Origin of the sequence: Marinobacter sp. OP 3.4 (genome assembly GCF_036224885.1) — a bacterium.
Lineage (GTDB): Bacteria > Pseudomonadota > Gammaproteobacteria > Pseudomonadales > Oleiphilaceae > Marinobacter.
In genome coordinates this window covers 24,017-37,334 of sequence record NZ_JAVVLT010000032.1, presented here as the reverse complement: position 1 = coordinate 37,334, position 13,318 = coordinate 24,017, and the positions used below count along the sequence as shown (strand labels likewise).

At 63.9% G+C, this 13,318-nt stretch carries 11 protein-coding genes; 10 read left to right on the top strand and 1 reads right to left on the bottom strand.

From position 1 onward, the window contains the following. Window positions 1-199: 199 nt before the first annotated feature. On the bottom strand, window positions 200-1,264 hold the full coding sequence (gene queG, locus RO069_RS05265) for a tRNA epoxyqueuosine(34) reductase QueG (protein WP_328185733.1): 1,065 nt from the start codon (window positions 1,262-1,264) through the stop codon (window positions 200-202). Between the two features lie 115 nt (window positions 1,265-1,379). On the opposite strand from queG, the gene RO069_RS05260 reads away from it, so the two are divergent. The 10 genes from RO069_RS05260 (at window position 1,380) to RO069_RS05215 (ending at window position 13,243) form a co-directional block, all read left to right on the top strand. Next, entirely contained in the window at window positions 1,380-2,945 is a 1,566-nt protein-coding gene (locus RO069_RS05260; RefSeq protein WP_328185731.1) for an NAD(P)H-hydrate dehydratase, read from the top strand. After that, the gene (gene tsaE, locus RO069_RS05255; RefSeq protein WP_328185730.1) at window positions 2,938-3,459 is read left to right on the top strand and encodes a tRNA (adenosine(37)-N6)-threonylcarbamoyltransferase complex ATPase subunit type 1 TsaE; all 522 of its coding nucleotides are present in this window, start codon (window positions 2,938-2,940) and stop codon (window positions 3,457-3,459) included. The genes RO069_RS05260 and tsaE overlap by 8 nt, the downstream gene beginning before the upstream one ends. Window positions 3,460-3,484: 25 nt before the next feature. Beyond that, a complete protein-coding gene (locus RO069_RS05250) occupies window positions 3,485-4,840 on the top strand; it encodes an N-acetylmuramoyl-L-alanine amidase (RefSeq protein ID WP_328185729.1) in 1,356 nt (451 codons plus the stop codon). Between the two features lie 110 nt (window positions 4,841-4,950). Continuing rightward, window positions 4,951-6,876, top strand: a complete 1,926-nt coding sequence (gene mutL, locus RO069_RS05245) for a DNA mismatch repair endonuclease MutL (protein ID WP_328185728.1) — start codon at window positions 4,951-4,953, stop codon at window positions 6,874-6,876. After that, a complete protein-coding gene (miaA, locus tag RO069_RS05240) occupies window positions 6,876-7,883 on the top strand; it encodes a tRNA (adenosine(37)-N6)-dimethylallyltransferase MiaA (protein ID WP_328185727.1) in 1,008 nt (335 codons plus the stop codon). The genes mutL and miaA overlap by 1 nt, the downstream gene beginning before the upstream one ends. Window positions 7,884-8,038: 155 nt before the next feature. Continuing rightward, window positions 8,039-8,290, top strand: a complete 252-nt coding sequence (gene hfq / locus RO069_RS05235; protein ID WP_328185725.1) for an RNA chaperone Hfq — start codon at window positions 8,039-8,041, stop codon at window positions 8,288-8,290. 95 nt (window positions 8,291-8,385) lie between these two features. Beyond that, a complete protein-coding gene (gene hflX, locus RO069_RS05230; RefSeq protein ID WP_328185724.1) occupies window positions 8,386-9,681 on the top strand; it encodes a ribosome rescue GTPase HflX in 1,296 nt (431 codons plus the stop codon). Between the two features lie 113 nt (window positions 9,682-9,794). Next, window positions 9,795-11,009 carry an FtsH protease activity modulator HflK gene (hflK, locus tag RO069_RS05225; RefSeq protein ID WP_328185722.1) on the top strand — a complete coding sequence of 405 codons (1,215 nt, stop codon included), beginning with the start codon at window positions 9,795-9,797 and terminating at the stop codon, window positions 11,007-11,009. Window positions 11,010-11,011: 2 nt separating this feature from the next. Then, the gene (gene hflC, locus RO069_RS05220; protein ID WP_328185720.1) at window positions 11,012-11,890 is read left to right on the top strand and encodes a protease modulator HflC; all 879 of its coding nucleotides are present in this window, start codon (window positions 11,012-11,014) and stop codon (window positions 11,888-11,890) included. A gap of 165 nt (window positions 11,891-12,055) precedes the next feature. Beyond that, window positions 12,056-13,243, top strand: coding sequence for an ATP phosphoribosyltransferase regulatory subunit (locus RO069_RS05215; protein ID WP_328185718.1), 1,188 nt, complete (start codon window positions 12,056-12,058; stop codon window positions 13,241-13,243). Window positions 13,244-13,318 lie beyond the last annotated feature (75 nt).

The following is a 13,318-nucleotide window of genomic DNA, read 5'->3' as shown; positions in this document are numbered from 1 at the left end:
CGCAATTCACGGCCCATCCGTGGACCGGCCTTGCTCCGCGCCATCCATGGCGCTGTTACGAAAATGACCGGAAGGACCCTCCCAATCGCCCTCTCCGGGTCAGGTGGTATGCTTCATTACTGTTTGTCTCACCCATGGGGCGGTTACGAAATCTACCGGGACTGCCCTCCCAAACACCCCTTGGGCCTGGTTTCATCAACTATCCGATGGCTTCCAGTCCATGCCTTTCGAGGGCCCACTTCACATGTTCCCTGACCAACTCTGATGGATGGTCTGCCCGGGCTTTCAGGGCTTCGATAACCGGGATCGTGGAGGGGGCATTACCCAGGCCAACAGCGATGTTTCGCAACCAGCCTTCGTAGCCCGTACGGCGGATGGCGGAGCCCTCGGTGCGTTTCAGGAATTCCTCTTCCGTCCACATAAACAGCTCCGCCAGGGTGGTGTTGTCCAGGTTGTTGCGGGGGCTGAAATCATCTTCTGCGGTGGGCTTGCTGAAGCGGTTCCAGGGGCAGACCAGTTGGCAGTCGTCGCAGCCGAACACCCGGTTGCCCATCAGCGGGCGCAGTTCCTCCGGGATCGAGCCCTTGAGTTCGATGGTCAGGTAGCTGATGCAGCGGCGGGCGTCCAGCACGTAAGGGCCCACGAAGGCGTTGGTGGGGCAGGTGTCCAGGCAGGCGCTGCAGGTGCCGCAGTGGTTTTTCTCGAAGGGCTCGGTCTCCGGCAGGGGCGCGTTGGTGAAGATTTCCCCCAGGAAGAAGTAGGAGCCGGCGGACGGGTTCAGCACCAGGGTGTTCTTGCCGATCCAGCCGAGGCCGGCGCGCTGGGCCAGGCCTTTCTCCAGTACCGGGGCACTGTCGGTGAAGGCCCGGTAGTCGTAGCCTTCCAGCTCGTCGTCGATGGCCTTGGCGAGCCTGGTCAGGCGCTTGCGGATCAGCTTGTGGTAGTCCCGGCCCAGGGCGTAGCGGGTGACGTAGGCCTTTTCCCGGTCCTGCAGGACCTCCGCGGGGTTGTCCGGTGCGGTGCGATAGTCCATGCGCACGGAGATGATGCGATGGGTGCCCGGCACCAGTGACGTCGGGGTGTAGCGCTTGTCGCCATGGTCCGCCATCCAGGTCATTTCGCCATGCATGCCGGCATCCAGCCAGGCCTGCAGGCGCTCGGCGTGGACTCCGGTCTCCGGCCGGGTGATGCCCACGTCGCTGAAGCCCAGTTCCTGCGCCCACTGGCGTATCTTGGATGGAAAATCTTTAAGTGCAGACGTCATGGATAGCGGGTACTATTGATCAAAGTATGGCCTGTGCGTGAATTTTGCTATGCTTAACAGGTATCTGGCTTTAACAGTTAAACTGAATTCTTGAACGGGTACTGGTTCGCCTCCTATGCTGACAGCAAACAGCTTAACAGAATCCCTCTTCACTGCGGACGGGGTGCGGGCCCTGGACCGTTTCCTGATCGATGAGCGCGGTGTGGAAGGCTATGGACTGATGCAGAAGGCCGCTCGCGCCGCCTTTCGGCAGGTGTTGCGTCACTGGCCGTCCGCAGCCCGTATTGTGGTGCTTTGCGGGGCCGGGAACAATGGTGGCGACGGCTACCTGGTGGCGTTGAATGCCCTGCGCCATGGTCTTGAGGTGACCTGTATTACCGTTGCCGATCCGCAGAAGCTGTCCGGTGATGCCCGCCGGGCCTGGCAGGATGCCGGTGAAGCCGGGGTGTCCATGACGCCATGGTCCGATCTGGATGAGCAGGCAAAGGTGGCACTCTTCGGGGGCGACACCGTGGTGGTGGATGCCATGCTGGGGACCGGGGCCCGGGGGCGGCCCAGGGCACCGGTGGACGAGGTGATTACCTGGATCAATCAGGGTGCCAGTCCGGTGCTGGCGGTGGATGTGCCGTCGGGGCTGGATGCCAGTCTGGGAACTGTCGAAGGTAATGCGGTCCGGGCGGATGTGACCGCCACGTTTATTGGCCGCAAGATTGGCCTGCTTACTGGGAAGGGGCCCCATTTCGCCGGTGAGGTGGCCTACGACGCCCTGGGGGCGGAGCAGGACATCGAGGGCTGCCAGGCCGTGCCGGTTGCCAAGCTGGCCACCTGGGAGTCCCGCAAGGGCCTGCTGCCGATGCCATCCATGGCGGCCCACAAGGGGGATTTCGGTCACGTGCTGGTGATTGCCGGTGACCGGGGCTTTGGGGGCGCCGGACTACTGGCGGCGGAGGCGGCGGCCCGCAGTGGGGCCGGGCTGGTGAGTCTGGCCACTCGGCCGGAGCATGTTTCGCCGGCCCTGGCCCGGTGTCCGTCGCTGATGGTGCGGGGCGTGGTCCATGGCAATGACCTGGCGCCGCTGCTGGAGAAGGCCGATGTGGTGGTCTGTGGTCCGGGCATCGGCCAGGCGGCCTGGGGGCAGCAGATGCTGCAGCAGGTGCTGGCGTCCGGCAAGCCGCGACTGCTGGATGCGGATGCGCTCAACCTGTTGTCCACCCGGGTGGCGGTCAGCAGCGATTATCAGGTGATCACGCCGCATCCGGGGGAGGCGGCGAGGTTGCTGGCCGGTTCGGTTGCGGATGTTGAGTCGGACCGTCTGGCGGCGGTGAAGAGGCTCCGGCAGAACTTTGGGGGCATCGCATTGCTCAAGGGGGCTGGCACGCTGGTGGCGGCGCCGGATCGTCTGCCCGTGGTGATTGGCGGTGCCAACCCTGGCATGGCGACTGGGGGGATGGGTGACATTCTGTCCGGTATCGCCGGCGGTTTCATGGCCCAGGCGGTCAGGCGTGGCGACACGGATCTGTCCGATGCGGTGGTGAATGCCGCCGCCCTCCATCTGGCGGCCGCCAATGTGGCCTCGCGGCAACGGGGGTATCGCGCCCTGCTGCCTCAGGATGTGCTGGAGGCGATGGCGACCGTGCTGATGGCGGCGGAGTCGGGGCGAAAGGGAGCCAACCATGTCTGAGCGGGAAATGTGGCTGGCGGATGAGGCAGCGACTGTCAAAAACGGTAAAAATCTCGCAAATGCGGTGAAATGGGTGTCATCAGGGCAGGGCATTGTTATATTTCTCCATGGCACCCTGGGCGCCGGCAAGACCACCTTCAGCCGGGGGTTTATCCAGGGGCTGGGGCACCAGGGGGCGGTGAAGAGTCCGACCTATACGCTGGTGGAGCCCTATGAACAGCTTGAGCCGGCCACCTGGCATTTTGACCTCTACCGGCTGGGCGACCCGGAAGAGCTGGAGTTCATGGGGATTCGCGATTATCTGACGCCCGGCAATGTTTGCCTGGTGGAGTGGCCGGAGCGGGGCGCCGGCATACTGCCGGAGCCGGACCTGGACCTGACCCTGACGCCGGAGGGCGAGGGGCGGTCCCTGCGGATGGTGTCCCGCACCGACACCGGTCAGGCATTGCTGGATCGATTGCAGGAAATGGAGCGTATCGCGACTGGTGATGAGTCGCGACCGGAAGAAGAGTGAATGGAGCAGGATTGAGGGCCCGAAAATGATAACAACAGGACCAGTAAGGGAGCTTCTGGGGCTGCTGGTGGTGGCTGCCCTGCTATTGAGCCCGGTAGCCGTCGGTGCCACCGAGGTGGAGGGCGCCCGGATCTGGCCGGCGCCGGACCACACGCGGCTGGTGTTCGATACCCGTTCACAGGTCAGGCACACGATCTTCTCGCTGGAGAATCCGTCGCGGCTGGTGATCGACATGGAAGACACCAGCCTGAACGCGGACCTGGATCAGCTGGATCTCAGCGACAGCCCGGTCCGGCGGATTCGCAGTGCTCCCAGGAACGGCAATGACCTGAGGGTGGTGCTGGATCTGGAAAAGGACATCAAGCCCCGCAGTTTCCTGCTGGAACCCAACCAGCAGTATGGTCACCGCCTGGTGGTGGACCTTATTCAGGAGGACCGGGAGTCCCTGGACAGCCTGACCAAGCCGATTGTCCGCGACCAGACCGACAGCAAGCGGGACATCATCGTGGTGATCGATGCCGGGCATGGGGGCGAGGACCCGGGCGCCATCGGCCCCTCCGGCACCCGTGAGAAGGACGTGGTGCTGGCCATGGCCCGCCGGCTGGAGGCGCTGATTGACAGCCAGCCGGGGTACGACGCGCGCCTCACCCGCACCGGCGACTATTACATTGACCTGCGGCGCCGTATCCTGTTGGCCCGCAAGCACAAGGCGGACCTGTTCGTATCGGTGCACGCCGATGCCTTCCGCAGCCCGCAGCCCAATGGCGCCTCGGTGTTCGCCCTCTCCCAGCGTGGTGCCACCAGTGAAACCGCGCGTTGGCTGGCCCGTAGCGAGAACCGGTCCGACCTGATAGGCGGTGAGGGCGGTGTTACCCTCGGCGACAAGGACGATGTCCTGGCCGGTGTGCTGCTGGACCTGTCCATGACCGCCAGCATCAATGCCAGCGTGGGCGTGGGCGGCTATATCCTGGAGGAGCTTGGTGGGGTTACCCGGCTGCACAAGCCCGGCGTTGAGCAGGCGGCGTTCGTGGTGCTGAAATCGCCGGACATTCCCTCGATCCTGGTGGAGGCCGGTTTTATCTCCAATCCCCGGGAGGAGCGGAACCTGACCAGCTCCGCACATCAGGAGAAGATCGCCCAGGCGGTGTTCGAGGGTATCGATGCCTACTTCAACAACGTGCCGCCTCCCGGCACGCTCCTGGCCTGGCAGAAGCGTCAGGACGGTGGTGGTGCGGTGACCGAATACCGGGTCCAGCGTGGTGATACTCTGTCCGCCGTGGCCCGCCGCAACCAGGTCACCGTGGAAGCCCTGAAACGGGTGAACGGACTCACGGACGATGTGGTCATGGTCGGCCAGACCCTGCAGATCCCCAGTTCCTGAAGACCGCGCCGGTCATTGGCGCGGGACACTAATGGCCGGCAGCTTTCACCATATCGAATCTGTTATCATCCGGGGCAATCATTCACTGACCTCTGGAGACAGATACCTCCATGCCTTCCATCAAGCTGCTGTCCCCCCGACTGGCGAACCAGATTGCCGCCGGGGAGGTGGTTGAACGGCCAGCCTCGGTCCTCAAGGAACTGGTGGAGAACGCCCTGGATGCCGGCGCCCGGCGTGTGGATGTCGAGGTGGAGCAGGGGGGCGCGCGCCTGATCCGGGTGCGGGATGACGGGGTGGGCATTCCTGAAGCGGAACTGCCTCTGGCCCTGAGCCGTCACGCCACCAGCAAGATCGCTACCCTGGACGACCTGGAGGCGGTGGGATCACTGGGTTTCCGGGGCGAGGCCCTGGCCAGTATCAGCTCGGTCTCCCGCCTGACCCTGACTTCCCGTACCCAGGAGCAGGAGGCCGCCAGCCGGGTGGAAGTGGAAGGCCGGGACATGGACGCCCGAGTGTCACCCGCCGCCCATCCGGTGGGCACCACCGTGGAAGTGCGTGACCTGTTCTTCAATACTCCGGCCCGGCGCAAGTTCCTGCGAACCGAAAAGACCGAATTCGGCCACGTGGAGGAAGTGCTTCGCCGTCAGGCCCTGGGCCGTTTTGATACCGGCTTCACCCTGCGCCACAACCAGAAGGTGGTGCACAGCCTGCGACCGGCGGAAACGGAGCTGGACCATGAGCGCCGCATCGGCTCCCTCTGTGGCCAGAAGTTCATCGACAATGCGGTGGTTATCGATACCGAGGCCACCGGCCTTCGCCTGCGGGGCTGGGTCGCGCTACCCACCTTCTCCCGCAGCCAGGCGGACCTGCAGTATTTCTTCGTCAACGGCCGGGTGATCCGCGACCGTCTGGTGGCCCACGCGGTGCGCCAGGCCTATCGGGACGTGCTCTACAACAACCGGCATCCGGCGTTCGTGCTCTACCTGGAGCTGGATCCGGCCAATGTGGACGTCAATGTCCACCCCACCAAGCATGAGGTGCGCTTCCGGGATGGCCGGCTGGTACACGACTTCATCTTCCGCACCCTGCACCGGGCACTGGCGGACGTGCGTCCGGATGATCATTTCCGGGGGGCGGTGGCCCAGTCCCTGGGGCGGGATGGTGGTACGCCCATGCCCGAGCCGGCGGCCATGTCCGGTCCCCAGCCGGAGGGAGGCATGGCCGGTGGCGGGGCTCCCGTCGGTGGTAGTAGCGGTTACCAGGGCAGTGGCCACGGTCAGCAGTCACCCTGGGCGGCCCAAGATCAGATGGCCTTCTACCGTTCCCTCAGTGAAGGGGGCGGCCCCGCCCAACCGCAAGCGTCCGTGGCGACGGCGGAACCGCGTGCCTACCCCGAGACCCGGCCCACGCCGGCCATGGGGGCATCCGTGGCGGTGGAGGGTGAGAATGGTGAACCGCCCCTGGGGTACGCCATCGCCCAGCTCCATGGTATCTACATCCTGGCCCAGAGCCGCCAGGGCATGATCATTGTGGACATGCATGCCGCCCACGAACGCATCACCTACGAACGCATGAAGCGGGCCCTGGATGCCCAGGACCTGACCAGCCAGCCGTTGCTGGTACCGGTATCGGTGGCGGTAAGCCAGAAGGAGGCCGGACTGGCGGAGGACCACGCCGAGGAGCTGGCCACCCTGGGACTGGTGGTGGAGCGGATCGGGCCGGAAACCCTGGCGGTGCGGCAGTTGCCGGCCTTGCTGCGGGGCGCCGACGCCGAGCAGTTGCTGCGGGACGTACTGGCGGACCTGATCGCCAATGGCAGCAGCGACCGGGTCGAGGCCCAGACCCACGAACTGCTCGGCACCATGGCCTGTCACGGTTCCGTCCGTGCCAACCGCCAGTTGACCATCCCGGAAATGAACGCCCTGTTACGGGATATGGAAGCCACCGAACGCAGCGGCCAGTGCAACCATGGTCGTCCCACCTGGACCCTGGTGACCCTGCCGGAACTGGACAAGCTGTTCCTGCGGGGGCGCTGATGAACGGGGCAGAGGGGCGTCCGCCCCTGGCGATCTTCGTCATGGGGCCAACGGCCTCAGGCAAGACCGACCTGGCCATCGAGCTTTGCGGGCACCTGCCCTGCGATATCATCAGCGTGGACTCGGCGATGATCTACCGGGGCATGGATATCGGCACCGCCAAGCCCTCGGCGGAGGAACTGGTCCGGGCGCCCCACCGGCTGATCGATATCTGTGATCCCTCGGAAGCCTATTCGGCGGCGGATTTCCGCCGTGATGCCCTGCGGGAAATGGCGGAGATCACGGCTGCTGGTCGGATTCCGCTGCTGGTGGGCGGAACCATGATGTACTACAAGGCGCTACTCCAGGGGATGGGGGATCTGCCCCCGGCGGATCCGGCCGTGCGCCGCCGTCTGGAAGCCGAGGCCGCAGAGCTGGGCGGGGACGAGATGCACCGGCGCCTGGGGACGGTGGACCCGGTGGCCGCCGGGCTGATCCATGCCAACAATCGCCAGCGCCTGCTGCGGGCCCTGGAAGTGTTCGAGATCAGCGGCCGCCCGATCTCTTCCTTCTGGCAGGACGCGGAAAATATTGAGGATTACCCGTATACGACGAAATGGCAGGCAGACGCCGACCATCAGCTACCGTATACTGTGGTCCAGTTCGCAATGTCGCCAGCGCAGCGTCACCAGCTCCATGAGCGCATACGTGTCCGTTTCCTGGCCATGCTGGAACAGGGCTTTGTAGATGAAGTGAGGGGCCTGATGGCCCGGGGCGATCTGTCTCCCGACCTGCCTTCCATGCGTTGCGTAGGCTATCGGCAGGCCTGGTCCTGGCTGGCCGGTGAAGGGGACTATGCCGGTATGGTCGACAGGGGCATTGCCGCCACCCGCCAGTTGGCCAAGAGGCAGCTCACCTGGCTGCGAAAATGGCGAAATGTGACCTGGCTCGAGACAGGTGCCGGGCAAAATACCGCCATTGCCTTGAAAAAACTTGAATCTCACTCCACATTGAATTCGGGGCGCTGAGGATCCAGGCAAGGCTGTTCCGGAGGTTCACCGGGAACTCCGCTGGAGGGATCCGGTCTCGATTGGTCGCTGGGCTGGTATTGATTAATGCTGGTGCAATTGGCGGCTACTAAACAAAGACGATCTGCATTATCCGAAAAAACAGGAGAAATAACATGTCAAAAGGGCACTCACTACAAGACCCTTACCTCAACGCACTGCGCAAGGAGCGTATCCCGGTTTCCATCTTCCTGGTGAACGGTATCAAGCTGCAGGGCCAGGTAGAGTCGTTTGACCAGTTCGTGATCCTGCTGAAGAATACCGTCAGCCAGATGGTATACAAGCATGCCATCTCAACCGTTGTGCCGGCCCGGAACGTTCGCGTTCCCCAGCAGAACCCGGCTGGAGAAATCGAATCCGAAGAGTGATACCCCGAAGGGTATTGGCAAACCCGCACAGGCTGGCCAGGGGACTGGTTCGGACTGTGCGGGTTTTTGCATTGCAATGACTGGAGAAAGACTGATTGTTTGAACGTCCCGATGTGGGTGAACGGGCGGTGCTCGTTCACATAGAGTTCAGCTCCCACGGCAGTGATGCGGAAGACCTGGGGGAATTCCGCGAGCTGGTGACATCCGCCGGTGTGGAAGCCGTGGCGGAAATTACCGGCTCCCGCAACCAGCCCAGTCCCCGACTGTTCGTGGGAGAGGGCAAGCTGGATGAAATCCGGGACCTGGCGACAGCCAGTGAGGCCGATGTGGTGCTGTTCAACCATGCCCTCAGCCCGAGCCAGGAGCGGAATATTGAACGGGAACTGAAATGCCGCGTTCTCGACCGCACCGGGGTGATCCTCGATATCTTTGCCCAGCGCGCCCGTACCCATGAGGGCAAGCTGCAGGTGGAACTGGCCCAGCTTGAGCACATGGCCACCCGCCTGGTACGGGGCTGGACTCACCTGGAGCGCCAGAAAGGCGGTATCGGCCTGCGGGGGCCGGGTGAAACCCAGCTGGAAACGGACCGCCGTCTCCTGCGGGAGCGGATCAAGGCCATCCACAAGCGCCTCGAGAAGGTCCGCCGTCAGCGTGACCAGGGCCGCCGGGCACGCAAGCGTGCCGATATTCCCACGGTGTCCCTGGTGGGCTACACCAACGCTGGCAAGTCCACGATGTTCAACCGGATTACCGAATCGGGGGTCTATGCGGCGGACCAGTTGTTTGCCACCCTGGACCCCACCCTGAGGCGGCTGGAACTTCCTGACATTGGCCCTGTCGTTCTTGCGGACACGGTGGGATTCATCCGGCACCTGCCGCACAAGCTGGTGGAGGCCTTCCGGGCGACCCTGGAGGAAACCACCCAGGCCTCCCTGCTGCTGCATGTGGTGGACTGCCATGATGACCGTCGCGACGAGAACATGGAGCAGGTGGATTCCGTACTCCATGAGATCGGTGCGGACGACGTGCCCGTATTGCAGGTGTTCAACAAGATTGACCTGCTGGAGGATTTCCGGCCCCGGGTGGAACGTAACGAGGATGGCGACCCGGTACGGGTCTGGGTGTCGGCTCATTCCGGCGACGGCCTCGAGTTGCTGTACGATGCCATTGTCGAACGCCTGGCGGAAGACCTGCTGCACCAGTCCGTGGTGCTGGGCCCCGCCGACGGCAAGTTGCGGGCGCTGCTGCATGAAGCCGGTTCGGTGATCCATGAGGCGTACCGGGACAATGGCGACGTGGTGCTGGAGGTTCGCCTGCAGAGCCGCGACTGGTTCCAGTTGCTGAGCCGGGCCGGCCTGACTGAAGAGCGGGTCAGGGTAGAGGCTCCTTGAGCCATGGTGCGGGTTTTCACCCTCCCGCCGGCCAAGGCTATTGCCGGGGCACGTATAAATCCCTAGTATTTGCAGCCATTCCCAAAGCTTTAAACGCATAGACGGAGAGAACTATGGCCTGGAATGAACCGGGTGGAAATCGCAACGACAATGACCCCTGGGGTACCGGAGGCGGTCGTGGCGGCAATGATCAGGGGCCCCCGGACCTGGATGAGGCCCTGAAGAAGGGACTGGACAAGCTCAACCGCATGCTCGGGGGCAAGGGCGGCAATCGCTCGGGCGGTTCCGGTGGCTCCGGCGGCAAGGGAGGTGGTGCCGGCCTGGGGGCCGTGTTCGCCCTGGGTGCCATCATCGTGGTGGGCTATGTGATCTTCCAGTCCTTCTACACGGTTGACGAGCAGGAACGGGCCGTGGTCCTCCGCTTCGGTGAATACCATCGCACCGAGAATCCCGGCCTGCGTTTCAAGATGCCGCTGATCGAATCGGCCACCAAGGTTCGCGTTACCAACGTACGGAACGCCGAATCCCAGGGTCAGATGCTGACCCAGGACGAGAACATCGTCACTGTGGACCTCCAGGTGCAGTACCGGGTGTCCGATGCCAAGGCCTACGTGCTGAATGTGCGGGATTCCAACCAGGCCCTGGCCTTTGCCACCGACAGCGCCCTGCGTCACGAGGTGGGTAGCTCCGGTCTGGACGACGTGTTGACCGAGGGCCGTGCGGAACTGGCCATTAACGTGGAGCAGCGGCTGCAGCGTTTCCTGGTCGATTACGGCACCGGTCTGGAAATTGTCCAGGTCAACGTGGAAAGCACCCAGCCGCCGCCTGCGGTGCAGGACGCCTTCCGCGAGGTCCAGCGGGCCCGGGAAGACGAGCAGCGTTTCAAGGAAGAGGCGGAAACCTACCGTAACCGGGTGGTTCCGGAGGCCCGTGGTCGCGCCCAGCGTCTGATCGAGGAGGCCAATGCCTACCGTGACGAAGTCATTGAGCGGGCCCGTGGTGAAACCGCCCGCTTCACCGAACTGCTGTCGGTCTATCAGGATGCGCCGGTGGTCACCCGTGAGCGCATGTACCTGCAGGCCCTGGAGAACGTCTATTCCAACACCACCAAGGTGCTGGTGGACACGGCCAGTACCGGCAACATGATGTACCTGCCCCTGGATCGCATGTTCAGTGGCCGTGGCGCCAGCAACAGCACGCCGGGCGGCTCGGATACCCAGGACAGCAGCCAGCGACAGGATGAGCAGAGCATCCAGGCGCTGACCGACCGCGTCATTGACGAACTGCGCAACCGTCAGGAACTGAGTAACAGCCGGAGGAGTCGATAATCATGGGGCCTAAAAGCATAGCGGGCCTTGCAGGGGCCCTGGTCGTTATCCTGCTGGTCCTGTCCAGTGTGTTCATCATTCCGGAAACCCACCGGGGTGTGGTGCTGCGCTTCGGTGAGCTGATCGAGACCGATGTGCCGGCGGGGCTGCACTTCAAGGTCCCGGTGGTGGACCAGGTGCGGGAGTTCGATATCCGGGTGCTCACCACGGACCTGCCCGCCAAGCAGTACCTGACCATCGAGAAGAAGCCGCTGGATGTGGATTCCTACGTGGCCTGGCGCATCCGTGACGTGGACGAGTACTACCGGTCCACCGGTGGCGACGAGCTGCGTGCCCAGTCACTGTTGCTGTCCCGTATCGACAATGGCCTGCGGGACGAGTTCGGTGTCCGTACCATGCACGAAGTAGTTTCCGGCCAGCGCGATGAACTGATGGAAACCCTGCGGGCCCGGGTAAACGAGCGGGTCATGGAAGCCTTCGGTATCGAAGTGCTGGACATCCGGGTGAAGGCCATCGAACTGCCTGAGTCGGTCAGCCAGAACGTTTACCGTCGCATGGCCACCGAGCGTGAGAAGCTGGCCCAGGAATTCCGTTCCCGGGGGCGTGAGCTCGCCGAGGGTATCCGTGCCGACGCCGATCGTCAGCGTACGGTCATCCTGGCGGAAGCCTTCGCCACCGCCGAGGAAACCCGGGGTGAGGGGGACGGTGAAGCGGCGCGCATCTACGCCAGCGCCTATGGCACCGACCCGGAGTTCTACCAGTTGTACCGCAGCCTGGAGGCCTACCAGAAGACCTTCTCCGGCAAGGACGACATCATGGTGATCGACAGCAACAACGAGTTCCTGCGGTATTTCAACGACGCCAGCCCGGCGACCGAGTAATACCCGGGGTGGTTTGACCCGAAAACCGGGCCCCTCCGTCAGCTGGCGGAGCGGCCCGGTTTTTTTGCGACCGTCAAAGGTGTAGAATCCGCCGGGTTTTGGGTAAAGTTTGGCTCCGCCCGGATTTTCCAGCCGATACTGAATTCAGCAGAAGGTAAACAGGATATGACGGTTTCTGACCGCTGGCTGCTCCCCGACGGCGTCGAGGACATCCTGCCGCCCCTGGCCGGCCAGATCGAATCCCTGCGCCGGGACATCATGGATGCCTGCCAGCGTTGGGGGTATCAACTGGTGATCCCGCCGCTGATCGAATACCTGGAGTCCCTGTTTACCGGCACCGGCCATGACCTGGCCCTGCAGACTTTCAAGCTCACCGACCAGCTCACCGGTCGCATGATGGGGGTCCGGGCCGACATGACGCCCCAGGCTGCCCGCATCGATGCCCATACCCTCCATCAGGAAGGTATCACCCGGCTCTGTTATGCCGGGCATGTGCTCCACGCCCGCCCCCAGCATATGCTGACCGGGCGTACGCCCATCCAGGCCGGCTGCGAGCTGTTCGGCAGTGCCTCGGAGGAGGCGGACCTGGAAGTGATCCGCCTGATGCTGGAAAGCCTGAGGGTGGCAGGCATCGGCGAGGTGCACCTGGACCTGGCCCATGTGGCCATTTACCAGTCACTGATTGAGGCGGCGGCATTCAGCGACGAGACCGAGGCGGCCATTTTCGACGCCATGGCCCGCAAGTCGGTGCCGGAGCTGGATCAACTGCTGGGTGACTGCCCGCCGGATTCCCCTGGCGCCCTGCTGAGAGTGCTGGCCCGGGTCAGTGGCGGTCGCGATTCCCTGGGGCGTGCCCGTGAGGCCCTGGCCGGTGCGCCGGACAACGTATTACAGGCACTGGACCAGTTGCAGCGGGTGGCGGACCATCTGATGGAAACCCATCCTGACCTGAGCCTGGGTTTCGATTTCTGCGAGTTACGCGGCTACAACTATCACACCGGCCTGGTGTTTGCGGTCTATGTGCCCGGCCACGGCGATGCCGTGGGCAAGGGTGGCCGTTACGACGCCATCGGCCAGGATTTTGGCCGTGCTCGGCCTGCCACCGGCTTCAGCCTGGATGTCAGGGCGCTGGTGACGCTGGGGCGCCGTGCCGGTCGCTCCCGTTCGGCGATCTGGGCCCCGGCGGACGCCGATCCCGCGCTGGACGCCACCATTGCCGGACTGCGGATGACGGAAACCGTGGTGCGCGCACTGCCCGAGGATGCCGGCACCGATCCGGCGGAACGGGGCTGTGACCGGGTACTGGTGCAGCGCGACGGGCAGTGGGTGGTGGAACAACTGGGCGCAGACTGACACCGGGCACTGGCCCGCGTGCGGATGCACCCGCATTCATTCTGACAGTGACCGGTCCCTGGCCGGACGGTATGA

Coding starts and splice junctions, on each gene's coding strand:
- queG (WP_328185733.1), bottom strand. CDS start 1,264: ATGACGTCTGCACTTAAAGATTTTCCATCCAAGATACGCCAGTGGGCG.
- RO069_RS05260 (WP_328185731.1), top strand. CDS start 1,380: ATGCTGACAGCAAACAGCTTAACAGAATCCCTCTTCACTGCGGACGGG.
- tsaE (WP_328185730.1), top strand. CDS start 2,938: ATGTCTGAGCGGGAAATGTGGCTGGCGGATGAGGCAGCGACTGTCAAA.
- RO069_RS05250 (WP_328185729.1), top strand. CDS start 3,485: ATGATAACAACAGGACCAGTAAGGGAGCTTCTGGGGCTGCTGGTGGTG.
- mutL (WP_328185728.1), top strand. CDS start 4,951: ATGCCTTCCATCAAGCTGCTGTCCCCCCGACTGGCGAACCAGATTGCC.
- miaA (WP_328185727.1), top strand. CDS start 6,876: ATGAACGGGGCAGAGGGGCGTCCGCCCCTGGCGATCTTCGTCATGGGG.
- hfq (WP_328185725.1), top strand. CDS start 8,039: ATGTCAAAAGGGCACTCACTACAAGACCCTTACCTCAACGCACTGCGC.
- hflK (WP_328185722.1), top strand. CDS start 9,795: ATGGCCTGGAATGAACCGGGTGGAAATCGCAACGACAATGACCCCTGG.
- hflC (WP_328185720.1), top strand. CDS start 11,012: ATGGGGCCTAAAAGCATAGCGGGCCTTGCAGGGGCCCTGGTCGTTATC.
- RO069_RS05215 (WP_328185718.1), top strand. CDS start 12,056: ATGACGGTTTCTGACCGCTGGCTGCTCCCCGACGGCGTCGAGGACATC.